This window comes from Polymorphospora rubra (genome assembly GCF_018324255.1).
Classification (GTDB): domain Bacteria; phylum Actinomycetota; class Actinomycetes; order Mycobacteriales; family Micromonosporaceae; genus Polymorphospora; species Polymorphospora rubra.
This window is the reverse complement of the sequence record NZ_AP023359.1, coordinates 3,628,868-3,652,825: the sequence shown is the minus strand read 5'-3', so window position 1 is coordinate 3,652,825 and position 23,958 is coordinate 3,628,868. Positions and strand designations below refer to the sequence as shown.

General features: G+C 70.4%; 24 protein-coding genes and 1 pseudogene. 10 read left to right on the top strand and 15 right to left on the bottom strand.

What is annotated here, in order from left to right; translation table 11 throughout:
* The first annotated feature begins 191 nt into the window (after positions 1 to 191).
* Positions 192 to 1,223, top strand: coding sequence for a class II fructose-bisphosphatase (glpX, locus tag Prubr_RS16795; protein WP_212826524.1), 1,032 nt, complete (start codon positions 192 to 194; stop codon positions 1,221 to 1,223).
* Positions 1,220 to 2,212 (top strand): DMT family transporter, encoded by a 993-nt coding sequence (locus Prubr_RS16790; RefSeq protein WP_212826522.1) that lies wholly within the window; start codon positions 1,220 to 1,222, stop codon positions 2,210 to 2,212. Before glpX ends, Prubr_RS16790 begins: the two co-directional genes overlap by 4 nt.
* A gap of 42 nt (positions 2,213 to 2,254) precedes the next feature.
* Here Prubr_RS16790 and Prubr_RS16785 read toward each other — a convergent pair whose 3' ends face one another.
* From Prubr_RS16785 to Prubr_RS16760, 6 genes are all read right to left on the bottom strand, one after another.
* Positions 2,255 to 3,223, bottom strand: coding sequence for an NAD(P)/FAD-dependent oxidoreductase (locus Prubr_RS16785; RefSeq protein WP_212826520.1), 969 nt, complete (start codon positions 3,221 to 3,223; stop codon positions 2,255 to 2,257).
* 87 nt (positions 3,224 to 3,310) lie between these two features.
* Positions 3,311 to 3,955, bottom strand: coding sequence for a rhomboid family intramembrane serine protease (locus Prubr_RS16780; RefSeq protein WP_212826518.1), 645 nt, complete (start codon positions 3,953 to 3,955; stop codon positions 3,311 to 3,313).
* A 101-nt stretch (positions 3,956 to 4,056) separates the two neighbouring features.
* Entirely contained in the window at positions 4,057 to 4,746 is a 690-nt protein-coding gene (locus tag Prubr_RS16775; RefSeq protein WP_212826516.1) for an aggregation-promoting factor C-terminal-like domain-containing protein, read from the bottom strand.
* 180 nt (positions 4,747 to 4,926) lie between these two features.
* Positions 4,927 to 6,339, bottom strand: coding sequence for an RNA 5'-3' helicase PhoH2 (gene phoH2 / locus Prubr_RS16770; protein ID WP_212826514.1), 1,413 nt, complete (start codon positions 6,337 to 6,339; stop codon positions 4,927 to 4,929).
* A gap of 428 nt (positions 6,340 to 6,767) precedes the next feature.
* On the bottom strand, positions 6,768 to 7,115 hold the full coding sequence (locus tag Prubr_RS16765) for a hypothetical protein (RefSeq protein WP_212826512.1): 348 nt from the start codon (positions 7,113 to 7,115) through the stop codon (positions 6,768 to 6,770).
* Positions 7,112 to 7,456: a hypothetical protein gene (locus Prubr_RS16760; protein ID WP_212826509.1), complete on the bottom strand. Its 345-nt coding sequence runs from the start codon at positions 7,454 to 7,456 to the stop codon at positions 7,112 to 7,114. Before Prubr_RS16760 ends, Prubr_RS16765 begins: the two co-directional genes overlap by 4 nt.
* A gap of 264 nt (positions 7,457 to 7,720) precedes the next feature.
* Between Prubr_RS16760 and Prubr_RS16755 the strand changes: the two genes are divergently transcribed.
* From Prubr_RS16755 to otsB, 3 genes are all read left to right on the top strand, one after another.
* Positions 7,721 to 8,161 (top strand): helix-turn-helix domain-containing protein, encoded by a 441-nt coding sequence (locus Prubr_RS16755; protein ID WP_212826507.1) that lies wholly within the window; start codon positions 7,721 to 7,723, stop codon positions 8,159 to 8,161.
* Between the two features lie 279 nt (positions 8,162 to 8,440).
* Positions 8,441 to 8,815 (top strand): hypothetical protein, encoded by a 375-nt coding sequence (locus tag Prubr_RS16750; protein ID WP_212826505.1) that lies wholly within the window; start codon positions 8,441 to 8,443, stop codon positions 8,813 to 8,815.
* A gap of 42 nt (positions 8,816 to 8,857) precedes the next feature.
* Positions 8,858 to 9,682 (top strand): trehalose-phosphatase, encoded by an 825-nt coding sequence (gene otsB, locus Prubr_RS16745; protein ID WP_425518024.1) that lies wholly within the window; start codon positions 8,858 to 8,860, stop codon positions 9,680 to 9,682.
* Between the two features lie 1,074 nt (positions 9,683 to 10,756).
* Here the strand turns inward: otsB and Prubr_RS16740 are convergent.
* The 3 genes from Prubr_RS16740 to Prubr_RS16730 form a co-directional block, all read right to left on the bottom strand.
* Complete coding sequence (locus Prubr_RS16740) at positions 10,757 to 11,527, bottom strand: isoprenyl transferase (protein WP_212826503.1); 771 nt, start codon at positions 11,525 to 11,527, stop codon at positions 10,757 to 10,759.
* A gap of 82 nt (positions 11,528 to 11,609) precedes the next feature.
* Positions 11,610 to 12,476, bottom strand: a complete 867-nt coding sequence (locus Prubr_RS16735; RefSeq protein WP_212826500.1) for a hypothetical protein — start codon at positions 12,474 to 12,476, stop codon at positions 11,610 to 11,612.
* A 67-nt stretch (positions 12,477 to 12,543) separates the two neighbouring features.
* On the bottom strand, positions 12,544 to 14,391 hold the full coding sequence (locus tag Prubr_RS16730; protein ID WP_212826496.1) for a phosphoenolpyruvate carboxykinase (GTP): 1,848 nt from the start codon (positions 14,389 to 14,391) through the stop codon (positions 12,544 to 12,546).
* Between the two features lie 420 nt (positions 14,392 to 14,811).
* On the opposite strand from Prubr_RS16730, the gene Prubr_RS16725 reads away from it, so the two are divergent.
* The 4 genes and pseudogenes from Prubr_RS16725 to Prubr_RS16710 all read left to right on the top strand — a co-directional run bounded on the left by Prubr_RS16725 (position 14,812) and on the right by Prubr_RS16710 (position 17,704).
* Entirely contained in the window at positions 14,812 to 15,744 is a 933-nt protein-coding gene (locus tag Prubr_RS16725; RefSeq protein WP_246568752.1) for a sigma-70 family RNA polymerase sigma factor, read from the top strand.
* 24 nt (positions 15,745 to 15,768) lie between these two features.
* Positions 15,769 to 16,305, top strand: coding sequence for a GtrA family protein (locus Prubr_RS16720; RefSeq protein WP_212826491.1), 537 nt, complete (start codon positions 15,769 to 15,771; stop codon positions 16,303 to 16,305).
* A 66-nt stretch (positions 16,306 to 16,371) separates the two neighbouring features.
* A pseudogene (locus tag Prubr_RS16715) lies at positions 16,372 to 17,022 on the top strand (GtrA family protein); the annotation flags it as partial.
* A 193-nt stretch (positions 17,023 to 17,215) separates the two neighbouring features.
* The gene (locus tag Prubr_RS16710) at positions 17,216 to 17,704 is read left to right on the top strand and encodes a MaoC/PaaZ C-terminal domain-containing protein (RefSeq protein WP_212826488.1); all 489 of its coding nucleotides are present in this window, start codon (positions 17,216 to 17,218) and stop codon (positions 17,702 to 17,704) included.
* A 19-nt stretch (positions 17,705 to 17,723) separates the two neighbouring features.
* Here the strand turns inward: Prubr_RS16710 and Prubr_RS16705 are convergent, their stop codons facing one another.
* From Prubr_RS16705 to Prubr_RS16695, 3 genes are all read right to left on the bottom strand, one after another.
* Entirely contained in the window at positions 17,724 to 18,299 is a 576-nt protein-coding gene (locus Prubr_RS16705; RefSeq protein WP_212826485.1) for a PH domain-containing protein, read from the bottom strand.
* Positions 18,300 to 18,402: 103 nt separating this feature from the next.
* Positions 18,403 to 19,278, bottom strand: coding sequence for a biotin--[acetyl-CoA-carboxylase] ligase (locus tag Prubr_RS16700; protein WP_212826483.1), 876 nt, complete (start codon positions 19,276 to 19,278; stop codon positions 18,403 to 18,405).
* 9 nt (positions 19,279 to 19,287) lie between these two features.
* Complete coding sequence (locus Prubr_RS16695; RefSeq protein WP_212826481.1) at positions 19,288 to 19,566, bottom strand: hypothetical protein; 279 nt, start codon at positions 19,564 to 19,566, stop codon at positions 19,288 to 19,290.
* 109 nt (positions 19,567 to 19,675) lie between these two features.
* Here Prubr_RS16695 and Prubr_RS16690 point away from each other — a divergent pair, with 109 nt between their 5' ends.
* Positions 19,676 to 21,268: an acyl-CoA carboxylase subunit beta gene (locus Prubr_RS16690; RefSeq protein WP_246568750.1), complete on the top strand. Its 1,593-nt coding sequence runs from the start codon at positions 19,676 to 19,678 to the stop codon at positions 21,266 to 21,268.
* A gap of 52 nt (positions 21,269 to 21,320) precedes the next feature.
* On the opposite strand, the gene Prubr_RS16685 is transcribed toward Prubr_RS16690, so the two are convergent.
* The 3 genes from Prubr_RS16685 to Prubr_RS16675 all read right to left on the bottom strand — a co-directional run bounded on the left by Prubr_RS16685 (position 21,321) and on the right by Prubr_RS16675 (position 23,564).
* Complete coding sequence (locus Prubr_RS16685; protein WP_212826479.1) at positions 21,321 to 22,238, bottom strand: hypothetical protein; 918 nt, start codon at positions 22,236 to 22,238, stop codon at positions 21,321 to 21,323.
* Positions 22,231 to 22,731, bottom strand: coding sequence for a SigE family RNA polymerase sigma factor (locus tag Prubr_RS16680; RefSeq protein ID WP_212826477.1), 501 nt, complete (start codon positions 22,729 to 22,731; stop codon positions 22,231 to 22,233). The genes Prubr_RS16685 and Prubr_RS16680 overlap by 8 nt, the downstream gene beginning before the upstream one ends.
* A 92-nt stretch (positions 22,732 to 22,823) precedes the next feature.
* Positions 22,824 to 23,564: a M50 family metallopeptidase gene (locus tag Prubr_RS16675; protein WP_212826475.1), complete on the bottom strand. Its 741-nt coding sequence runs from the start codon at positions 23,562 to 23,564 to the stop codon at positions 22,824 to 22,826.
* Between the last annotated feature and the right edge of the window lie 394 nt (positions 23,565 to 23,958).

Genomic DNA, 23,958 nt, shown 5'->3' with positions numbered 1-23,958 from the left:
CGCGATCCGCACCACCGACGCCCCGAACGGTCATTCAGTCCCCGCTCATGCCAGGATCGAGGCGAACCGCCCCGCCCGGCCCCGGAAGAGGGTTCGATGAGCGCGGGACGGGATCGCAGCCGGCCCGCGCCGAGGGCTGCGGTCGAGCCGCCGGGCAACACCGGACCGACGGAACGAGTGAGGTAACCGCGATGACCGCTACAAGCACCCGGGTACCGCAGAATCTGGACCGCAACCTCGCCCTGGACCTGGTCCGGGTCACCGAGGCCGCCGCCATGGCCGCCGGCCGCTGGGTCGGTCGCGGTGACAAGGAGGGCGGCGACGGCGCCGCCGTGGACGCGATGCGCAAACTGATCAACTCGATCCAGATGCGCGGGATCGTCGTCATCGGCGAGGGCGAGAAGGACAACGCGCCGATGCTCTTCAACGGGGAGCGGGTCGGCGACGGCACCGGCCCGGAGGTGGACGTCGCGGTCGACCCGGTCGACGGGACCACCCTGATGAGCAAGGGCATGCCCAACGCCCTGGCGGTGCTCGCGGTCGCCGAGCGGGGCGCGATGTTCGATCCCAGCGCGGTGTTCTACATGGAGAAGCTGGCGGTCGGCCCGGACTGCGCGGACGTCATCGACATCACCGCCGGCGTGACCGAGAACCTGCGCCGGATCGCCAGGGTGAAGAAGTCCAGCATCTCGGACGTCACCGTCTGCATCCTCGACCGGCCCCGCCACCAGCGCATCGTCGAGGAGGTCCGCGACGCGGGCGCCCGGATCAGGTTCATCTCCGACGGCGACATCGCCGGCGCCATCTCGGCCGCCCGCCTGGAGTCCGACGTGGACGTCCTGATGGGCATCGGCGGCACGCCGGAGGGCATCACCGCCGCCTGTGCGCTCAAGTGCATGGGTGGCGCGATCCAGGGCCGGCTCTGGCCGCACGACGACGCCGAGCGGGAACGGGCCGTCGCGGCCGGGCACGACCTCGACCGGGTACTCACCACCGACGACCTGGTCACCGGCGACAACTGCTTCTTCGTCGCCACCGGGGTCACCTCCGGCGACCTGTTGCGTGGTGTGCGTTACCGCTCCGGCGGCGCCTACACCCAGTCGATCGTCATGCGGTCCAAGAGCGGCACGATCCGCGTGATCGACTCCTACCACCGGCTGGAGAAGCTCGCCCTCTACTCGGCCGTCGACTTCGACGGCCGACCGATCGCCGAGCAGGAGTGACCGCCACCGAACCGGGCACCGCCCCGACCCCGACCGTCCCGTCCAGCCGGCGTGCGGTCGGGGTCGCCTTCGGCGTGGTCGCGGGCGTCGCCCTGGCCGCCCAGTCGCGGGTCAACGGCGAACTGGGCGTACGTCTGCACGACGGCATCGCCGCCGCCGTCGTCTCCTTCGGCTCCGGCCTGCTGATCCTGGCCGTCCTGACGGCGACGGTGCCGGCCGCCCGGCGTGGCATGCGTACCCTGCGGACGGCGCTCCGCGACGGCGGCCTGCGACCGTGGCAGTGCCTCGGCGGCGTCTGCGGCGCGTTCCTCGTCGCCACCCAGGGACTGACCGTCGCCACCCTCGGCGTCGCCGTCTTCATCGTCGCCGTGGTCGCCGGCCAGTCCACCAGCAGCCTCGCCGTCGACCGGGCCGGGTTCGGGCCGGCCGGCCGGCAGCCGGTCACCGCGTCCCGCCTCGCCGGCGCGGTGCTGACCGTACTGGCCGTCCTGCTCGCCGTCAGCGACCGGCTGGGCAGCCCGTCGACGCTCGCCCTGGCCCTGCTGCCCGCCCTCGCCGGGATGGGGATCGCCTGGCAGCAGGCGGTCAACGGCCACGTGAAGATCGCTTCCGGCAGTGCGATCGCCGCGTCGTTCGTCAACTTCGTCACCGGTACGGCGGCGCTGCTGTTCGCGTTCGTGGTCGTGGTGGCCGTACGGGGCTGGCCGGACGGGCAGTGGCCCACCGAGCCGTGGCTCTACACGGGTGGGGTGATCGGCACCTTCTTCATCGCGGTGGCGGCGGTCGTGGTCCAGTACACCGGGGTGCTGCTGCTCAGCCTGTCGATGATCGCCGGGCAGGTGGGCGGTGCGCTCCTGTTCGACGTACTGGTGCCGCCGCCGACCGGACGGCCGGGCGTGACCACCATCGTCGGCGCCGCGCTCACCCTGGTCGCGGTCCTGGTCGCCGCGGGCATCCGCGGCCTGCGTCCACGCCGCCGGGCGGGGTGAGCGCCGGCCGGCACCGACCCGTCGGGTCGCGCCCGGGCGGGGTCAGCCGGCGTCGGAGGAGTGGCCGGGGAACAGGTGGGCGGACGGATCGATCAGCACCGCCGCGTTGTTGACGGCGGTCGCCGCCTCGCCGAAGCCGGTCGCGATGAGGCGCACCTTGCCGGGGTATTCGGTGATGTCGCCAGCGGCGAAGACCCGGGGGCGGTTGGTGGCCATCGTGCTGTCCACCCGGATGTGCCGGCGGTCGAGTTCCAACCCCCAGTCGGCCAGCGGTCCGAGGTCGGCGGTGAAACCGAGCGCGGCGACCACGGTGGTGACCGGCAGGGTCTCGACGGGCCCGCCCTTGACGGCGATGTCCGCGCCGGTGACCACGAGCTCACCGTGGATCTTGGCGATCTCGGCGTTGACCACGATCCGGACCGGCAACTGCTGGACGCGGGCGACCGTGGCGGCGTGGGCGCGGAACTTCTCCCGCCGGTGCACGAGGGTGACCGAGCGGGCGAGCGGCTGCAACGCGAGCGCCCAGTCGAACGCCGAGTCGCCACCGCCGACGATCAACACGTCGTGCCCGGCCAGGTCGGCCAGATGCGGTACGAAGAACACGATTCCGGTGCCGGCGAACGTGGCGGCGGCGGGCAGCGGACGGGGCGTGAAGCTGCCGAGCCCACCGGTGATGATCACTGAGCCGCAGAGCAGTTCCTCGCCGGTGTCGAGGCGCAGCACCGGTCGGCCGTCGAGATACGACAGTTCCTGGGCGCGTACGCCGAGCAGGTAGTCCGGGCGGAAGGGTGCGGCCTGCTCGACGAGATTGGCGACCAGGTCGCGTCCCTTGATCGCGGGAAACCCGGCCACGTCGAAGATCATCTTCTCCGGGTACATCGCGGTGACCTGGCCGCCCGGCTCCGGCAGAGCGTCGATCACCGCGACCGAAAGGCCCCGGAACCCGGCGTAGTAGGCGGCGAACAGGCCGGAGGGACCGGCACCCACGATCGCTACATCGATCTCCCGCATGAGCCGCCCTCCGTCGCCGGACCTGCTTGGCAAAGACGGTATGCGGCCGGATCCGGCCGGGCAACAGCCGTCTCGCCGATGCCGGCGTCAGGAGTAGGCGGAGTACGGATCCTGGACCGCCGGCTGCCGGCGACGGAAGACGATCGCCGCGAGCAGCCCGCCGATGAACCCGAACAGGTGCCCCTGCCACGACACCTGCGGATCGGTCGGCAGGATGCCGATCAACTGCCAGCCGTAGAGCAGGCCGACCAGCAGGACCACGCCGAGGTTCCACCAGCTCCGCTCGACGATGCCCCGCATGAGCAGCAGCCCGAGATAGCCGAACACCACGCCGCTCGCGCCGACGACGACGGAGTGCGGCGAACCGGTGAACCACACGCCGAGTCCGCTGACCAGGATGATCACCAGCGTGGAGTAGAGGAACCGGCGGGCCCCGGCGGCGAGCACGAACGTGCCGAGCAGGATCAGCGGCACGCTGTTGCTGTAGAGGTGGTCGAAGCCGTGGTGCAGAAACGGTCCGAAGAAGACCCCGTCGAGCCCCTCGATGCGGCGCGGGATGATCCCGAACGCGGGATCGAATCCGGCGACGAGCCACACGTCGAGCGCCTCGATGACGAAGAGCACCGGTACGACCGCGCACATCGCGACGAAGGCCCGGCCGAGTGCGGCGTAGAACGCCTCGGTGCCGAACCGGTGTGGATCGCCACTTCCGGAGTTCTGGTCGTACGCCATCCCCAAGTAGCTATCAGCTCACGGCAGCCGCCGCCAGTCGGAAACGGCGAAGGCGCCCGCGACCTGAAGGTCGCGGGCGCCTTCGGCGTCAGGATCGCGGCTCAGTACCAGCCTTGGTTCTGCGACGTCTGCCACGCGCTGCACGGGGTGCCGTAACGCCCCTTGATGTAACCGAGCCCCCACTTGATCTGGGTGGCCGGACTGGTCTGCCAGTCCGATCCGACGGAGGCCATCTTGTTACCGGGCACCGCCTGCGGGATGCCGTACGCGCCGGACGAGCGGTTGTGCGCCTTGGGGTTCCAGCCGCTCTCCTTGGTCCAGAGCTTGTCCAGGCAGGGCATCTGGTCCAGCCCGAACCCGCTCTGGAGCAGCAGCGCGCAGCCGATCTGGCGGTTGCCGCTGTACTGGTTGCACGACTCCGGGATCGGCCCGGTGTAGGGCTTGGCCGGCGCGTTGGCGTCGTTCGCCGCGGCGGCCGCCTCGCGCTTCTTCCGGCTGGCCGCTTCCTCGGCCTTGCGGGTCCGCTCGGTGGCCGCCTTCGCCGCCTCCTCGGCCTTGCGGGCCGCTTCCCGCTCGGCGAGGCGCTTCTGCGCGTTGGCCACGGTGTGCGCGGCGTGCCGCTCCTTGATCAACGCCTGCTCCGCCGCCTCGACCTGGGCGACCCGCTGGTCGTTGATGCCCTGCTGCTGGACGTCCTGTTCTTCGCCCAGGTAGTAACCGCCGACAACGCCTGTCAGGAGCAGCGCCACAGCGGCCGACCGGACTCCGATCCGGCTCCACGGCCGACTCACGAAGTGGTCCCTTCGTCGGGGGCACGGACACGGCGTGGCCGACTCCGTCGGTCGAGATTCCACGCCGCCGAACACCCTTACGCACCGTGCGGCGGTTGGGCAATCAACCAACGACATTGTGATGTGCGCCACGCCACTTATCACCCTCAAACGGGACCAAGTGGCGTGGCGCCGCATCGTCTACCGGGGAATGTCCTCCAGCAGGTCGGTCACCACTTCGGCAATGGGTGACCGTTCCGAACGGGTGAGTGTCATATGGGCGAACAGCGGATGCCCCTTGAGTGCCTCGATGACGGCGGTCACCCCGTCGTGGCGACCGACCCGCAGGTTGTCCCGCTGCGCCACGTCGTGGGTCAGCACCACCCGTGACCCCTGGCCGATCCGGGACAGCACCGTGAGCAGGACGTTACGTTCGAGCGACTGCGCCTCGTCGACCACGACGTACGCGTCGTGCAGGCTCCGCCCGCGGATGTGGGTCAAGGGCAGCACCTCCAGCATCCCGCGGGCCATCACCTCCTCCATCACGTTCTCGTGCACCACGGCACCGAGCGTGTCGAAGACGGCCTGCGCCCACGGCGACATCTTCTCCGCCTCGGAGCCCGGCAGATAGCCGAGTTCCTGGCCGCCGACGGCGTACAGCGGCCGGAAGACAATGACCTTCTTGTGCCGGCGCCGCTCCATCACCGCCTCCAGCCCCGCACAGAGCGCGAGCGCGGACTTACCGGTGCCGGCCCGGCCGCCCAACGACACGATCCCGATCGACTCGTCCAGGAGCAGGTCGAGCGCCACCCGCTGCTCGGCGGAGCGGCCCCGCAGGCCGAAGGCGTCCCGGTCACCCCGGACCAGCCGTACGGTCTTGTCGGGCTGCACCCGGCCCAGCGCCGACCCGCGTGGCGAGTGCAGCACCAGCCCGGTGTGGCAGGGCAGGCCGGACGCCTCGTCGACGTCGAGCGCGTCCCCGGCGTACAGGCGGTTGATCTGCTCCTCGCCCAACTCCAGCTCGGCCATGCCGGTCCAGGTCGGATCGCTGGCCTGGCCGTGCCGATATTCGTCGGCGGTCAGCCCGACCGAGGCCGCCTTGACCCGCAGCGGCATGTCCTTGCTGACCAGGGTGACCGTCCGCCCCTCGGCGACGAGGTTGAGCGCCACCGACAGGATCCGGGTGTCGTTCGACTCGTTGCGGAAGCCGGGCGGCAGCACGGCGTCGTCGGCGTGGTTGAGCTCCACCCGTACCGTGCCGCCGAGATCGTTGGTCGGCACCGGCTCGTCGAGCCGCCCGTGCTTGATCCGCAGCTCGTCGAGCATGCGCAGCGACTGGCGGGCGAACCAACCGAGTTCCGGATGGTGCCGCTTGCCCTCCAGCTCGGAGATGACCACGAGCGGGATCACGACCTCGTGTTCGGCGAAGCGGTGGAAGGCGGCCGGGTCGGACAGGAGAACCGAGGTGTCCAGGACGTAGGCGTGGCGCGCTGATGCGGGCTCCGCACTGTCGGCGGGGGCGGTGGGGGCGCGCCGTCCGGCCCTGGCGGACCGGGTCGTGGTGGCGGCGGCCGGGTCCTGGTTGGCCCGGGTGTTCGTGCGGCGAGTGGTCACAGGCCTGCTCCGGCGGGCGTGCACCCGACCACCCGCGTCTCGCCTCGTCCGGTGCCCGGACGAACGGGGTCGGATGCGGGCCCCGTAGCGTCAAAATCGCAGGTCCAGGCCGGCCGGCTGACCCGGGACACCCCCGGGTCATGGCTGGAACGCTAGCCGGCCGGAAGCCGTCTGGGCTAGAGGCGCCCACAGGTTGGCGGCAGTTGTGAGGATCTCGTCACAGTGCGCGCCGACCGGGAATCCGAAGCAAGCGTCGGCCGGGGATCCGTGAGGATCCCCGGCCGACGGGGAGGGACCGGCCGGGATGCGTGCCCCCTGCGCGCATCCCGGCCGGTAAGGGATCACCAGTCACCGGTCTGACGGTGATCCCGTACGGTGCGTGTCCGCCGCGGACGACGCACCGCAATCGCGGGCGACCGCTCACCCCATCACGCGTCGCCGGCAACGGATGCCGGCCGGCGAGCGTGTCTGATGGAGTGCCGTCCGCCGTTGGTCGCGGTCCCCGCGAAAGAGGCGCCCGTGTACGTCGTTCCCTGACGTACGTCGGTGCGGGCGTTGTCGGGTGTCGTGGGTGATGGCACCGCCAGCACCGAGGCGATAGCCGCCTGCGCCTCTCGACGCCGGCGGTTCCAGGCCCCCCGGTCGCCGTCGAAATGGCCCTGCCGGTAACCGAACCGGTAGCCGATGCGGTAGCTGAGCTGACCGTGGAGCCGGCCCGCCGCGTAGCTGGACGAGGCCAGCAGCAGCACCAGGAACACCGCGAAGAAGGCGCTCATGTCTCCTCCGTGTCGAACGAGCTCGGGTCGTCGGTGAGCAGCCGGTCCAGGTCGTCGGTGCTGACCTCCTCGACCAGTTCGACGCTGATCCGGCAGCCGTCCATGACCACCTCGGCGATCGAGGCCCGGCGGATGTCGCCGCCGGCGTCGTAGACGCGCACGCTCAGCTCGGGGCATCCGAGATGGGTGCGCCAGGAGTTCCACTCGGCCCGGTCGCCGACGTTGAGAGACAGGTACCGACAGCCGCGGGCCAGGTACATGCGCCACGGGGCGCTGAGTCCGGCGGCCACTCCGTCTGCGATCAGGCCGAACGCCTGGGCTCGGGTCGCGAGCTCGGTCACCAGGTCCCTCCCGTCCCAGACGCGTGACCAGTTTGAACACGGATCGTCTCAACCACGTGACAAAGAGTAAGTCGTACCGTACGCGTGACAGCATCAGCTTTTCGTACGATTAGCGCCGACCCTAAGTCCACCTAGTCTGTCCTTGTGACACCCCTCAACACAAGGACTGACTCGTTAACAGGGAATCATGGACCCCTGTCACGCACACAATACAAAGATGACCATGTCGGCGGTGAGACCGAATCCTCGCCGTACCGTCACCCAGTGCCGGAGACCGCCCACGGGCGCAAGATCGCCTTTGCCGCTTTCGTCCGCAAAGCACTGGACGACGCGCGAACCACACGAGCCTGGACCGGCTCCGAGGTCTCCCGGCGGACGGGGGTTTCCCGCCAGACCATCAACCGATGGGTACGCGGCGAATGGGCCAGCGACCCCGAGGCGGAGCGGGTCGTGGCGTTCTGCGAGGGACTCGGCATCAGTCCGACGGTCGCCTTCGGCGTACTCGGGTGGGACCGGCAGACCTCGGCCCGGCCGGCACCGGCGGCACCGCCGATGGACCCCGATGTCGAGGCACTGCTGCGCCGACTGGTCGACCCCAACGTCTCCGAGGCGGAGAAGTTCCACATCCGTGAGACGATCCGCTACCTCGCCTACCGGCCGCCGATTCCCATTGAGCCGCGCAAAGGCCGCAAGCGCGCCAGTTGAACGGGGTTCCGCCGAGGCCGCCGGCCGGCCCCACCTCCACCATTCGAACCAACGGACATCGTGGCCGGTTCTTCCGGTCCGGTACGGCCGCACGTGGTACCGGCAAACCGGGGCCACTTCCTCAGATGGCGAAAGAAGGCGTTCCGACCGCCATCCAGGTCGTGCGAGCAACCGAACGGGCACGCTAGCGTCCCAGTCTGTACTGCTTGGGCTCGTCGTCGGCGGGGGGACGGGACAAGGCCGAACACAGCCCTGCGGGACAAAAGGAGGGGTCTACTCATGACCCTGAAATCGACAGCGATCGTGGTAGCGGCCGTTTCCACGACGATGTGCCTCACCGTCAACATTCTGGTCGCCGTACTCAATCACAAAGAGGTGCCCGGCGTCATCAACATGATCCTGGTCGGTGGCACCACCGTCGGAATCATGCTGGCGATAGTCGCCGAACTGTACGACCGGATCAACGGGCGGATAACCGCCCTCACCGAGTTCCTCGTGGCCCGGCTGAATGAAATTGACATGAACACCAACGACCGCAACGCCGGCTTCGTGGAGGGCTACCTGCTCAGCCACGGCCAGGATGCGGCGGTCGTGCCGTTCGGCCCGCGACTCGGCGGACGCCGGGCCATGAGCGGCGGCGACGACCGCAGCTGATCAAGGGCCCGGTACGCCCGCGGTCCGGGTAGGCTGACGCGTGTGCGGCCGTACAAGACAGGTGACCAGCTTTTGACCCGCCCGGTAACCGCGGAGCAGGCCTGGAAGGCCACCGCCGGCCGGGCCGGCCGGTGCGTCATGTTCTTCGACTTCGACGGCACCCTGGCGCCGGTCGGCGACGACCCCACCACGGTGCAGCCCGTCGCCAAGGTGATGGCCGCGCTCGACGCCCTGGCCGAGGTCGTCCAGCGCATCGCGATCGTCTCGGCACGACCGGTCGACTTCCTGCGCGACCGGTTCGCGGCCGCACCCCACGTCGACCTCTACGGGCTCTACGGCCTCGAACACAGCCACGGCGGCGGCGAAACCGTCACCGAACCCGCGGCGCTGCCGTGGATCCCCGCGATGGAAGAACTCGCGGCCCGCGCCCGGACCGAACTGCCCGCCGCGGTCCTCATCGAATACAAGCGCCTGTCCGTCGCCCTGCACTGGCGGACCAGCCCACAGCTGGCCACCACCGTCGAAGCCTGGGCCACCGCCGAAGCCGAACGACTCGGGCTACGCGTCCAGGCCGGCCGGATGGTCATCGAACTCAAGCCACCGGTCGACAGCGACAAAGGCAAGGTCATCGGAACGGCGATCGGTTCCGCCGGATGCGCCTGGTACTTCGGCGACGACGTCTCCGACATCAAGGCGTTCAACGCGCTACGCGCCCGCGAAGCCGCCGACCCCGACTTCTTCGGCATCTGCGTCGCCGTGGCCAACCCCGAAACGGGGCAGGAGGTCGCCAGCGCGGCCGACCTGACCCTCGACTCCCCCGAAGCCCTCGCCGACTTCCTCACCGAAGCCGTCCACGAGCTCCGTTAGCTGGTCCTCGCTCCGCGTCGCGCCGCCCCATGCACCGTCTTCGCCCCGCGAGATGTGACGGCTTCGCCGCATGTCCTCGGGCTCCAGACGGTGCGGCGGCGCTCGGACTGAGTTGCTGGCCTCGCTCCGGCTCGGCTGGCTCGCTCCGCGTCACGCCGCCCCATGCACCGTCTTCGCCCTGCGGGCCGCGACCGCTTCGCGGCGCGATCCTCGGGCTCCAGACGGTGCGGCGGCGCTCGGTCGACTCGCGACTCCGGTTGCGGTCACACCTGTCCCCCGACTGCTTCGCCGACCCGTTTCGGATTGTGTTGGGATTGCGGGTTACCGGGCTGTCCAGACCCTGGCGGTCGGACGGCCGACAAGCGGTGACGGCTGCGGGCCGTTGTCGGGACCTGATCGGCCCGGCCCGGTGGTGCGCTGCGCCCGGGCCGCCCTGACAGCCCCGGCCGGTTGACGAGGTGAGCGTGGTCGGGGTTATCCGGCCGGAATAACCCCGACCGCACTCAGTTCGTGGGCGGGATCTCCGTTCGACCCACCACTACCCAGGGCGATATGTGCCGAACGTCGGTCACGGCGAGGGGTGGGTCGCCAGAGTTGCCCAGTTGATCTGAGCGGGAGAGACCTTATCGAGCGTGGGTAGGGTCCCTCCTGCCCAGATCAAGAACGAGGATCATCGAGGACGCTCCGGCCCCGGCCGCCACCCTTGACGGAAGGTACGAAGCATCCTGGCGGATGTCGGCCGTGACGACCACCGACCGAACCCGGTCGGCGAAGCGATCGGTGGACAGGTGTGACCGTGTCCCACGTCGCGAGTCGACCGAGCGCCGCCGCACCGTCTGGAGCCCGAGGACCGCGCCGCGAAGCGGTCGCGGCCCGCAGGGCGAAGACGGTGCATGGGGCGGCGCGCAGCGGAGCGAGCCAGCCGAGCCGGAGCGAGGCCAGCAAACTCAGACCGAGCGCCGCCGCACCGTCTGGAGCCCGAGGACATGCGGCGAAGCCGTCACGCCCACAGGGCGAAGACGGTGCACAGGGCGGAGCGAGCCGTCCGCGCGGAGCGAGGACCAGCCAACTCAGCTATTCGCCGTAGCGGCGTTGGCGGTGGGCGTACGAACGCAGTGCGCGGAGGAAGTCGACGCGGCGGAAGTCGGGCCAGTTGATGTCGCAGAAGTAGAACTCGGAGTGGGCCGACTGCCAGAGCAGGAAGCCGGACAGCCGTTGCTCGCCGCTGGTGCGGATGACCAGGTCGGGGTCGGGCTGGCCGCGGGTGTAGAGGTGTTCGGCGATGTGGTCGACGTCGAGGATCTCGGCGAGTTCTTCGAGGGTGCCGCCGGCGGCGGCGTGCTCGTGCAGCAGGGAGCGTACGGCGTCGGCGATCTCGCGGCGGCCGCCGTAACCGACGGCGATGTTGACCTCGGCGCCGCCGGTGCGTGCCTGGGTGCGTTCCTGGGCCGCCTTGAGGGCGGCGGCGGTCGGGGCGGGGAGGAGGTCGAGGGCGCCGACGATCCGCAGCCGCCAGGGGTTGCCTTCCTCGGCGAACTCGACGACTAGATCTTCGATGATCTTGAGCAGCGGGTCGAGTTGGCTGGCCGGGCGGCGGAGGTTGTCGGTGGCCAGCAGGTAGAGGGTGACGTGTTCGACGCCGGCCTGATCGCACCAGTTGAGCAAGTGTTTGATCTTGACAGCGCCGACCCGGTGGCCGTCGTTGGGGTCGACGTACCCCATCTCCTTGGCCCAGCGCCGGTTGCCGTCGCACATGACACCGATGTGGCGGGGTACCGGCTTACCGGCGAGCCCCGCCGTGAGCCGCCGTTCGTAAACCGAGTAGAGCAGGTCCCGCAGTTTCATCTCTTGCAGACTAGCGACCTTCGCTGAGGAGGGAAGCCATGCATCTCAGGTGATCAGGACGGGCCCGGCCCGGCGGCTCCCGTCACGACGCGGCGACGGGCGGGCCGGCGCGACCGGCCCGCCACAGGGCATAGCAGGTGAGCGCGGCGGCCGCGACCAGTGGTGCGCCGTCGCGGACGAGCCCGTCGACGCCGAGGAGCCACCAGCACAGCGGCAGGTCGACGGCGAGCACGACGACGGTGATCGCGACGAGCAGGGTCCGGGCCCACCTCTTGCCGCGGAGCAGGAAGAACGTGTCGAGCAGCACGACGTTGCTCACCAGCACCCCGGCGACGAACCAGGCGACCACGGCGGGTACGGCGACGATCTTCCCGTCGAAGATGGTGCCGATGGCGATCAGGCAGGGTACGAGCATGAGCGGGCTGTAGGTGAACGCGGCGACCCGGGCGGTGAGCAGCCAGGCCGCGACCGGCGGTCGGCGCGGTGGGGTTTCCCGCCACGAGACGCCCTGCCGGTCGATGACGAGGCGGCCGGGGTGGCGGACGAGGTAGGCGCCGATCTGCGGCGAGCGGTAGAGCATCCAGACGACGGCGGCGCAGAGCAGGGTGAGGGCGGCGAAGCCGAGGAGGCCCGGCAGGGGCGGCATGCCGGCCCGCGGCACGACCAGCCGACCGACCGCGAAGACGGTGGTGACGGCGAGGATCAGCCCGAGTGGCCGCGCCGCGGCGCGACCCCGGTGCACGTGCCAGATGAGGACCAGGAAACCGACCGTACGCAGCAGTGCCCAGCCGCTGCGTACGGCGAGCCCGAAGCCCTGCTCCGGGGCGTACGACCAGTTGAGCACCTCGACCACGACGGTCGCGGCGGCGGTGGTCGCGAGCAGGGCGGTCAGGCCCCGGACGGCCGGCGGCCGCCGGACCCCCTGGGGAGTCGCGGCGGCCGTCGTCATGCCTGCGATGATGCCCGTCCGGCGCCACCGGTACACCGGCGGGCCGGGCCGCCGGCGCGGGCGCCGGTCAGGCCGTCGGGTTGGACGGCGCGTCGAGCCGGGCGCGCAGCGCGTCGAGTTCGGCCCAGAGTACGGCGGGCAGCTTGTCGCCGAACTTCTCGAACCATTCGGTGATCTGCGGAAGTTCGGCCCGCCACTCGTCGGGGTCGACCTTGAGCGCGGTCTCGATCTCCGCCCGGGTGAGGCCGAGTCCTTCGACGTCGAGTGCGTCGACGGTGGGTACGTGGCCGATCGGCGTTTCGACCGCGGCGCCACGCCCTTCGAGCCGCTCGACGATCCACTTGAGTACCCGGGAGTTCTCGCCGAATCCCGGCCAGAGGAACTTGCCGTCGTCGTCGCGGCGGAACCAGTTGACGTAGAAGATCTTCGGCAGCTTGCCGGCGTCGCCGTCGACGCCCTTGCCCATCTCGATCCAGTGCTGGAAGTAGTCGCCGGCGTTGTAGCCGATGAACGGCAGCATCGCCATCGGGTCGCGGCGTACGACGCCGACCTGGCCGGCCGCGGCGGCGGTCGTCTCCGACGAGAGGGTAGCGCCCATGTATACGCCGTGCACCCAGTCGCGGGCCTCGGTCACCAGCGGCACGGTGGTCTTGCGGCGGCCGCCGAACAGGATCGCGTCGATCGGCACGCCCTTGGGGTCCTCGTACTCGTCGGCGAGGATCGGGCACTGGTTGATCGGCGTGCAGAACCGGCTGTTGCCGTGCGAGGACAGGTCGTCGCTGTCCGGCGTCCAGTCGGCGCCCTTCCAGTCGGTGGCGTGCGCCGGCGGTTCGCCCATGCCCTCCCACCAGACGTCGCCGTCGTCGGTCAGGGCGACGTTGGTGAACACCGAGTTGCCGCGGTCGAGGGTCCGCATGGCGTTGGCGTTGGTGGTCCAGCCGGTGCCGGGCGCGACGCCGAAGAGCCCGAACTCGGGGTTGAGGGCGTACAGCCGGCCGTCCTCGCCGAACCGCATCCAGGCGATGTCGTCGCCGATGGTCTCGACCTTCCAGCCGGCGATGGTGGGCTCCAGCATCGCCAGGTTGGTCTTGCCGCAGGCGGACGGGAAGGCGCCGGCGATGTAGTGCACCCTGCCCTCGGGCGAGGTCATCTTGAGGATCAGCATGTGCTCGGCGAGCCAGCCCTCGTCGCGGGCCATGACGCTGGCGATCCGCAGCGAGTAGCACTTCTTGCCGAGCAGCGAGTTGCCGCCGTATCCGGAGCCGTAGGACCAGATCTCGCGGGTCTCCGGGAAGTGCGAGATGTACTTGGTCTGGCTGCACGGCCACGGCACGTCCGTCTCGCCGGGGGCGAGCGGTGCGCCGATGGAGTGCAGCGCGTGCACGAAGTCGGCGTCGTCGCCCATGCCCTCGAGAACCTTGGCGCCCATCCTCGTCATGATCCGCATGGACGCGACGACGTACGCACTGTCCGTGATCTCGACGCCAAACATCGGTGACTCGGCTTCGAGCGGCCCCATGACGAACGGGATGACATACATGGTCCGGCCCCGCATGCATCCGCGGTAGAGCTCGGTCATGGTCCGTTTCATCTCGTCGGGCGCCATCCAGTTGTTGGTGGGTCCGGCGTCGGCCTCGTCGACCGAGCAGATGAAGGTGCGTTCCTCGACGCGGGCGACATCGGTGGGGTCGGTGCGTGCCCAGAAGGAATTTGGTTTGTGCTCGGGATTGAGTCGCACGAGGGTGCCGGCGGCGACGAGTTCGTCGGTGAGCCGCTGCCATTCCTCGTCGGACCCGTCGACCCAGACGACCTGGTCGGGCGTTGTCAGCTCGGCGACTTCGTGAACCCACGCGAGCAGTTTGGTGTGCGAGGTCGGGGCCTGCGCGAGGCCACGGCTGGTAGCCGGAGCAGTCATGACTTGGTCTCCTTCAGGTCGACGCTGACCGTTATGCGGGATGCCCGAATCCGGCGGGCGGTTAACCGCCACGCCGTAATGAAGTCACGGAAGTTGCGCTCAGCGTAAACCGATCTGCGGACCTGGGCAGTGGGCTCGGTTGTGAAGAAATGCACAAGGTACGGCCGAGCTGCCGTATTGCGAATCTTTTCGCGCTTACCTGAGCAGTTTCGCGCAAAGTTTACGCGGAGATCATCATGGCGGGACGTGGATGACCGTCGCTGTGCGTGATCAATTGCACGTCGCGGCTCATGTCACACCTTCCCCCACTGCCCGGTTTGTCCTAGGGTTATGACCCATAAGGGCGCTTTCCACCTAGTGCCCTACTCTCTCCCGGAGAGTGCCGCCCCACCCCCTCCCCTCGACCGTTGGAGCGGACCCGTGACGATCACCGACGACCCCGACCCGGCCCGACCCGGAACCACCCCGCCGGTCGCCGCCGACGGCCACGGCACCGACGCCGACCTGCTGGCCGCCGTACGCGGGGGCGACACCGGGGCGTACGCCGCGCTGTGGATCCGCCACGCGCACGCCGCCAGACGCCTCGCCTACACCCTGGTGAGCAACGAGGCCGACGCCGACGACCTGGTCTCGGAGACCTTCGTCAAGGTGCTCGCGATGCTGCGGGCGGGCCGCGGCCCGGCGGTCGTCTTCCGCCCCTACCTGCACACGACGCTCAGGCACGTCCGCCACGACCGGCTCCGCCGCGACCGCCGCCTCGACTTCACCGACGACCTGAGCCGCTTCGAGGCGGCCGGCCAGTTCGAGGACACCACTCTCGCCCGGCTCGAGCGGACGTACGCCATTCGCGCATTCACCCGCCTGCCCCACCGGTGGCGACTGGTGCTGTGGCACACCGAGGTCCAGGGCGAGACCCCGGCGCAGGTGGCGCCCCGACTCGGCCTCACCCCCGGTGGTGTCGCCGCCCTGGCCTACCGGGCCCGTGAGCGCCTGCGGGAGATGTACCTGCGGGAGCACATCATCAGCACCGCCGTCGACCCCGACTGCCAACGGACCCGGCAACTGCTGGCCGCGTACGTCCGCGAGCGCCTCGCCGTACGGGCCCGGGACACGGTCGACACCCACCTCGGCGGCTGCCGGGCGTGCCACCGGCTGCGCACCGAACTGGACGAGGTCAACGCGGACCTGCGGATGGCGCCGACACCCGGGTGCGGCACCACGGGCCGGCGTCCACGTATCCGACCGACGGCGGGCGAGACTTCGGTCGGTCATCCGCCGATCACCCCACGTCGACGGGCCGCGACAGCCGCCGGCACCACTGTTAACAGTCGTCGCTCAGGCCCGTCAGAATGAGGAGCAACCGGTACGCTCGACGGCGTGCCAGTGACCGCGACGGGCGAGCAACCGCCGAACTCCATCGATAGACCAGGGCCCGTCCGGGGGATCATCGACCGCTTCGGTCACCTGATCCGGGAGCTCGGCAAGTTCGGCGCGGTGGGTGGCATCGCGTTCGTCGTCGACCTGGTCGTCTTCAACGTGGCACGTGGTCAGGGCATGGAGGTCCTCGCCGCGAAGACCCTGGCCACCGCGGTCGCCGCCACGGTCGCCTTCATCGGCAACCGCTTCTGGACCTGGCGCCACCGGGAGCGCTCCGGCCTGGCCCGCGAATACCTGCTCTACTTCTTCTTCAACGCGGTCGGCCTGGGCATAGGCCTCGCCTGCCTGGGTATCAGCCATTACGTCCTGGGCAGCATCTGGCCACGGATCTTCCAGTCCCTGATCGCCGACAACATCTCCGGAAACCTGGTCGGTACCGCGCTGGGCACGCTGTTCCGGTTCTGGGCCTATCGCCGGTTCGTCTTCGTCGGACCGGCCAGGGTGGACGCGCCAGAGGTGATCGCGAAGAGCGATTGAGCGCCGAGCCCTCGCCACCCCTCGTCGGGCCGCAGCCCGAACGACTTTCTGCCGTAAGGTGATCGAATGCGTTTTGTCCGTCTGCTGCCTGACCGATGGCAGAAGTTCCTCCGCGAGGCCGCCAAGTTCGGCATCGTGGGCGGCATCAACACGGTCATCAACTACGTGGTCTTCAACGCGCTCGCGTTGACGATCTTCGCAGACGGGCAGCTCAAGGCCACCGTGATCGCCACCATCGTGGCGACGATCACCTCGTACCTCATGAACCGGCACTGGACCTACCGGGACCGGCCGAAGTCCGCGATGCGCCGCGAGTACGCGCTCTTCTTCCTCTTCAACGCCACCGGCCTGGCCATCGAGCTGGGCGTCCTGGCGCTGGCGAAGTACGGGCTCGGCTTCCACGGCCTGATCGCGCTCAACATCGCCAAGACCATCGGTGTCGTACTGGCCACGCTCTTCCGGTTCTGGTCCTACCGCACGTTCGTCTTCCGGCCGGTACCGGCCGCCGCCGCGAGTTCGGCGCCGGACACCTCCGACACCAGCCGGCCCGCCGCGACCGGCGCCACCGCGACCGCCGCCCGGCCGGACGGCGGCACCGAGCCATCCGACGGAGCCGTCGGCACGCCTGACGAACCCGCCGGCCGACGATCCGACACCCAGCCCGCCGAGGCCGACGACCCCTCGCCGGCGCCGGCCGCAACCGCCGGCACGCCCCGGCCGGACGCCGCAACGGAACCGGCCGCCACGGGGGCCCGAAGGCCGCCCCTGCCCCGCACACCGACTTCACCCGGCTCACCGCGCCGCTCGAACGCGAACTGGCCACCCCGATCGACGTCGACCTCGAAGCCGAGTTCGCCGCCGAACTCGACGCCGCCAGCCGGCGTCCGGCGTCCCGCTGACCGGAATGCCGGTGCGGTCCGGGACGGGTGCCGAAGCGGAACTGTTCTTCGAGGACCTCACCCCCGGACGCACCTTCGACCTGGGCGTCACCACCGTCGACGAGGCCGAGATGGTGGCGTTCGCCCGCCGGTTCGACCCGCAGTGGTATCACGTCGACCCGACGACCGCCGCCCGCAGCCACCACGGCCGGCTGATCGCGAGCGGGTTCTTCACGGTCAGCCTCTTCATGCGCGCGTACGTCGACCACCTGCTCTCCAGGGCGGCCGCGGACGCCTCCCCCGGGCTCGAGGAGTTGCGCTGGCTGGCCCCGGTACACGCCGGCGACCGGCTGGCCGTACGGCTGGACGTGCTGGGCAGCAAGCCGTCGACGGCCCGCCCCGGCCTCGGCACCGTCACCCTCGGCGCGACCATGACCCGGGTCGACGCGGACGGCCGACCCGAGCGCGAGGTGCTGCGTACCCGTTTCCGGGGTTGGTTCGTGCTGCGCGGTCCGGCCTGAGCGGGCCGGACCGCGCCCACTACACGGTTTCCCCGGCCGGTCGGGCGCTGCTCTCGCGCGCCTCTTTGAGGATCTCCCGCATCTCGCCGTCACCGAGCGTGTGCTTGTCGTGGTTGGCCTCGATCAGCTCGTAGAGGGTGGTCTGCACCCGCTCCACGTGCGGGATGTCCACCAACACCGACTGGCCGCGCTCCCCGGCCGACTCGATCGTGAGCGTGCCGCAGCCGAGCAGCCGTTCGACGAACCGCTGGGACATCGAGTGGTCGTTGACCCGGTTGAGCGGGATGTCCCGCCGGTCACGGGACAGCACACCGTGCTGGAGCAGCACCCGCTCGTTGGTCAGCACGTAGTGCGTGGTCCGCCGGACCAGCCACGGCCAGACGGCGAACGGCACGACCGCCACCACGGCCACCGCGATCACCACCCACATCCCGATCGTTCCGGCGGTGCCCGCCGGCAGCAGCACGATCGACGCGACCACCGCGGCGACGGCCAGGAGCACCACCACGACCGGCCGGATCAGTGCCTTCCAGTGCGGGTGCAGGTGCAGTACGACATGCTCTTCTTCGGTGAGCACGTCATCGGGGAACGCCACGCCATCCTCCTCGCGTACCGGATCGATCGATCCGCGCTGACGGTAGCTGTTCCCGGCACCGGATGGGGTCACCTGACCGTCGCGTCCTGCGGCGGTCCGACGGTCAACGTAGATGCAGCACGTCACCGGCGGCGACCGCGGTGGGACCGTCCACCGTGTCCACCAACAGCCGGCCGGCACTGTCCACCGAGGTGGCCGTGCCGGTGCGGGTCTCGCCGCCGGGCAGCAGCACCCGTACCTCGCGGCCGACCGTGGCACAGTGCCGCAGGTAGGCGTCCCGAAGCCCGCAGACGTCCGCGTCACCGGACGCCGCCCGCCAGCGGTCGTACCAGTCGGCGAGGCCGCGCAGCAGGGCCCTCAGCAGCGGGTCGCGGTCGGTGGCCGTCGCGCCGGCCAGGCGCAGCGAGGTCGCCGGCAGACCGGTCGGGTTGGCCGGCAACTCGTCGGCGCGCAGGGTGACGTTGAGCCCGACACCGAGCACGATCGCGGGCGGTTCGCCGTTGCCGGCGGCCGGCACCGACTCGGCGAGGATGCCGGCGCACTTGGCGTCCTCGACGAGCAGGTCGTTCGGCCACTTCAGCACGGCGGGCACCTCGGCCAGCCGGGCCACCGCCCCGGCGAGCGCGACACCGGCCAGCAGCGGCAGCCAGCCGTACCCGGCGACCGGCACCGGCGGCCAGTCCCGCTCCGGCACGGCGACGCCGGGGCGCAGCAGGACGCTGGCCGCGATGCCGGCGCGCGGCGGCGACGACCACTGCCGGCCCAGCCGCCCCCGCCCGGCGGTCTGCCGTTCGGCGACCACCACCAGGCCCTCCGCGACACCCTCGCCGGCCGCGGCGGCGACGTCCGCGTTGGTCGAGCCGGTCTCCGGGCGGACGTCGATCCGGGTCCAGAACCCACCCGGTACGACCAGGGCCCGGTGCAGTGCCCGCTGGTCGAGCGGCGGGCGGTCCAGATCGGTGTACGGCGAACCCGGCATCCGACCAGCCTACGGCGAGCCGTACGGCGGGGTGCCGCTGCCGCCGGAGCCGTAGACGGTGCCGCGTGGCGGCGGTACGTAGATCGCGGCTTCCGGCGGTCGGGCGGCCGCCCGGACCGGTTCGCCACCCGAGGTGCCCGGCGTGCCCGGGTGATGGTGGAACTCCGGCGCCTGGCGCGCCGGCCGCCGGGGCGGTGCCGCACCGACATCGAACGGCCAGCGGCCGCGACGCAGCGCGACCAGCGTCCACAGGCCGCCGGCCAGCAGGGCGATGCCCAGAACCAGCACGTACTACCTAACGAGCGGCATAATCACCACGAAACGCCCGCCGAGATTGTAGTGAAGTGCACAGCACGGCCCGGCGGCAAACACCTGAACCATCGTTACGATCCCAAACGTGACCGGACAGCCGAGCGCCACCGAGATCAACGTCCACAGCACCGCCGGCAAGCTGGCCGACCTGGAACGCCGGGTCGACGAGGCGGTCCACGCCGGGTCCGCGCGGGCCGTGGAGAAGCAGCACGCCCGGGGCAAGAAGACGGCCCGGGAACGGATCGCGATGCTCCTCGACGAGGGCTCGTTCGTCGAACTCGACGAACTCGCCCGGCACCGCTCCACCAACTTCGGACTGGACAGGACCCGCCCGTACGGCGACGGCGTGATCACCGGCTACGGCACCGTCGACGGCCGCCAGGTGTGCGTCTTCGCCCAGGACTTCACCGTCTTCGGCGGCTCCCTCGGCGAGGTCTTCGGCCAGAAGATCGTCAAGGTGATGGACCTGGCGATGAAGACCGGCTGCCCGATCGTCGGCATCAACGACTCCGGCGGCGCCCGCATCCAGGAGGGTGTGGTCAGCCTCGGCCTCTACGGCGAGATCTTCTTCCGCAACGTCCGCGCCTCCGGCGTCATCCCGCAGATCTCGCTGGTCATGGGCCCGTGCGCGGGCGGCGCCGTCTACTCCCCCGCGGTCACCGACTTCACCGTCATGGTCGACCAGACCTCGCACATGTTCATCACCGGCCCCGACGTGATCAAGACGGTCACCGGTGAGGACGTGGCGATGGAGGACCTGGGCGGGGCCCGCACCCACAACACCAAGAGCGGCAACGCCCACTACCTCGCCAACGACGAGGACGACGCGATCGAATACGTCAAGGCACTGCTGTCGTACCTACCGGCCAACAACTTCGACGAGCCACCGACGTACCCGGTCGAGGCCGACCTGGAGGTGTCCGACAGCGACCGCGAACTCGACACGCTCATCCCCGACTCGGCCAACCAGCCGTACGACATGCACCGGGTCATCGAGCACGTCCTCGACGACGGCGAGTTCCTTGAGGTGCAGCCGCTCTACGCGCAGAACATCGTGGTCGGCTTCGGCCGGGTCGAGGGACGCCCGGTCGGCGTCGTCGCCAACCAGCCGATGCACTTCGCCGGCACCCTCGACATCGCCGCCTCCGAGAAGGCCGCCCGGTTTGTCCGCACCTGCGACGCGTTCAACATCCCGGTGCTCACCTTCGTCGACGTACCCGGGTTCCTGCCCGGCACCGGCCAGGAGTGGGACGGCATCATCCGGCGCGGCGCCAAGCTCATCTACGCGTACGCCGAGGCCACCGTCCCGAAGGTCACCGTGATCACCCGCAAGGCGTACGGCGGGGCGTACGACGTCATGGGCTCCAAGCACCTCGGCGCCGACCTCAACTTCGCCTGGCCGACCGCGCAGATCGCGGTGATGGGCGCCCAGGGCGCGGTCAACATCCTCTACCGGGCCGAGCTGGCCGCCGCCGAGGACCCCGCCGCGGTACGGGCCGAGAAGATCGCCCAGTACGAGAAGACGCTGGCGAACCCGTACGTGGCGGCCGAGCGCGGCTACGTCGACTCGGTCATCGCCCCGTCCGAGACCCGCCAGCAGATCGTGCGCGCCCTGCGGGTGCTGCGTACGAAACGGGAGACGTTGCCGCCCAAGAAGCACGGCAACATCCCGTTGTAGTCCGGCGCCCGGCGCCGCCGGGCGGCGGTTGCCGCCCGGCGTCCGGACCCGCTCAGCAGCCGGGGTTGGCCACCGCGCAGAGCCGTTCCACGGCCCGGGTGGTGAGTTCCTCGGCCCGCTGCCGGTCGTCGGTCACCAGCCACAGGACGGTCAACAGATCACCGACCCGCAGCGCCACGTACATCACGACCGGCACCGGATCGACCTCGTCCGACTCGATGAAGGTCCGGTGCTCCACCAGCAGCGACTCGTCGCCGGCGAAGCCTTCGCTCAGCAGGGTCAGGGTGTTGGTCGACTCGATCGGGATGATCTCGAGCCAGCCGGACGGTGGGTGAATCACTCTCCTACCGGTCATGTCGTAGCTTCCGCATTTTTGGAGAATCTGCCGGAGCTGGTCGACACCGTCGCTGGCGGCCTCCACCGGCAGTCGGTACGCCCACTGCCGTACCAGATACCGGTCGGCGTTCCCCCTCCTGTCATCCATCGGCTTGTGCACGATCGTCATGCGCTCCGTCTGGGCCGCTTCCGGAACCAGAGGCGGATGCCACGTACAGGGAGTCGACCCCGGATGGAACAGGCGTGGGTCGATCGGCCACGAAAGCATGAAGTGGCTGACCAGGTCGGGTCCGACGTCGTCCGGTTGCAGCAGCGCCTCGTTCGGGACCGCCAGCCGATCAGTGGTCGGCTGGACCGAGGCCGGCGCCGAGGCGGGTGCCGACGCCGGCGCCGACGCGGCCACCGGCGGGTCGGGCGGGCTCCCGTCCGAGCCGCTGAGCGGCGCCAGGTATCCGAAGAGCAGGGCCAGCACCAGGACCACCGGCACGGCGCCGGCCAGGACCTGTACCCGGCTCCGGCGGCGGGACCGGGCACGGATCTCCTCCGGCGCCGGCCAGGAGACGCTGTCGAGGTCGAGGTCGAGTTGCCGCAGCACCGGCTTGTCGTCGGCGGACGGCGGCTGTGGTTCAGGCATCGAGAGCCTCCTTCGGGTCGATGACGGCGAGCAGGCCGGCCAGTGCCGTCCGGCCACGGGACAGGCGGGCCTTGACCGTGCCGACGGGTGCCCGGGTTTCCCGGGCCACCTCGGCGACCGGCAGTCCGACCAGGTAGTGCAGGGCGATCGCGATCCGCTGCTCCTCGGGCAGCCGGCGCATCGCCGAAACGATCGCGACCGTGTCGGTGCTGGGCGGTGTCGCCTCCTGCGGCGGGCCGTGGCGCAGGTAGGCGCGGGCCCGGCTGCGCAGGCTGCGCCATCGGCTGACGGCGACCCGCGCGGCCACCACCCGTACCCAGGACTCCGGGTCGTGGTGGTCGCGGACGGTGGACCAGCGCTGCCAGGCCCGGACGTACGCCTCCTGCACCGCGTCCTGTGCCTCGGACCGGTCGCCGGTCAGCAGATAGACGTATCCGAGCACCCGTTGGCGGCTGCCCCGGTAGAACTCGTCGAAGTCCTCGGTGTCGGGCACCTGCTACCTCCCTGGTGTCGCAGGCAATACGCCTGGCACCGGCTCCGAGGTTGCAGATCTTGACGGATTCCCGCCGGCGGACCGGAGCCCGCTCAGAGCGGCAGGTCGAGCCCGTCGAGCGCGGGAGCGGCGAGCATGGCCGCGCCGACCAGCAGGGCCAGCAGGTTGACGGCGCCGAACACTCCAACCCAGACCAGGCCCGGTATCCGGGTGAGCCAGGCGAGCTGGTCGGCGTCGGACTCCGGCATCCCGCCCCGTCGGCGCAGCCGCTGCAACTCACCGACCGGACGCACGCCGCCGATGAGCAGGAACCAGACCCCGGTGTACGCGAACGCGGCCTGCACGTCCGGCGGCGCGAAGTAGGAGACGCCGAGCACCACGGCGGTGGTGACGACGATGGACACGATGCCGAAGACGTTGCGGATCATCACGAGCATCGCCAGCAGCAGCGCGACCGCGATCCACAGCAGGAGCGTGATCCGGTTGCCACCGAGGAGCCAGGCACCGGCCAGCCCGATCAGGGATGGTGCGATGTAGCCGGCGAGCAGGGTGAACACCATGCCGGGCCCGGTCGGGCGGCCGGCCGACAGGGTCAGCCCGGAGGTGTCGGAGTGCAGCCGGATGCCGCGCAGTTTGCGGCCGGTGAGCAGCGCGGCCAGGGCGTGCCCGCCCTCGTGGGCGATGGTGATCGCGTTGCGGCCGATCCGCCAGGGCACCCGGGTCAGCACCACCAGGAGCGCCAACAGCGCTGTCACCAGCACGAGCAGCGGTGGCGGGTCCGGCTGCGCGCCGAACAGGCGGTTCCAGAGGTCTGTCAGCCCGTCGATCGACACAGTCCGCGAGCCTACCCGTCCGGTCGCGTACGTCGAGATCAGCTACGGACCGGGCGGAACCCGGCGGCGATCACGTCGAACATGGCGAGGTCGTCGTTCCAGCGGGACTCGGACGTCGACCAGTAGATCGCGTACGCCTTGTCCGGTGCGGTGATGAAACCCCGGTTGCGGACGTGCAGCTGATTGCCCCGGTTGCTGGTGTAGGTCCACTCCCAGTCGGCGGCCTTGTCCCAGTAGTCGACCGCCCGGATCTCGCCGACCCGCTGGTAGTTGCGCGTCGTCGACCGCCGGTGCCCCTCCTTGGACCTCCAGTCCGCGACCGGGTCCGGCTGCGGCCGGTCGGTCTGGTCGATCATCAACAGCCGACCGGTGCCCGGCTCCTCGAACCTGACCC

Coding starts and splice junctions, on each gene's coding strand:
- Prubr_RS16780 (WP_212826518.1), bottom strand. CDS start 3,955: ATGGCGTACGACCAGAACTCCGGAAGTGGCGATCCACACCGGTTCGGC.
- Prubr_RS16740 (WP_212826503.1), bottom strand. CDS start 11,527: ATGAAACTGCGGGACCTGCTCTACTCGGTTTACGAACGGCGGCTCACG.
- Prubr_RS16730 (WP_212826496.1), bottom strand. CDS start 14,391: ATGACTGCTCCGGCTACCAGCCGTGGCCTCGCGCAGGCCCCGACCTCG.
- Prubr_RS16735 (WP_212826500.1), bottom strand. CDS start 12,476: ATGACGACGGCCGCCGCGACTCCCCAGGGGGTCCGGCGGCCGCCGGCC.
- Prubr_RS16700 (WP_212826483.1), bottom strand. CDS start 19,278: ATGCCGGGTTCGCCGTACACCGATCTGGACCGCCCGCCGCTCGACCAG.
- Prubr_RS16685 (WP_212826479.1), bottom strand. CDS start 22,238: ATGCCTGAACCACAGCCGCCGTCCGCCGACGACAAGCCGGTGCTGCGG.
- Prubr_RS16750 (WP_212826505.1), top strand. CDS start 8,441: ATGACCCTGAAATCGACAGCGATCGTGGTAGCGGCCGTTTCCACGACG.
- glpX (WP_212826524.1), top strand. CDS start 192: ATGACCGCTACAAGCACCCGGGTACCGCAGAATCTGGACCGCAACCTC.
- Prubr_RS16765 (WP_212826512.1), bottom strand. CDS start 7,115: ATGAGCGCCTTCTTCGCGGTGTTCCTGGTGCTGCTGCTGGCCTCGTCC.
- Prubr_RS16785 (WP_212826520.1), bottom strand. CDS start 3,223: ATGCGGGAGATCGATGTAGCGATCGTGGGTGCCGGTCCCTCCGGCCTG.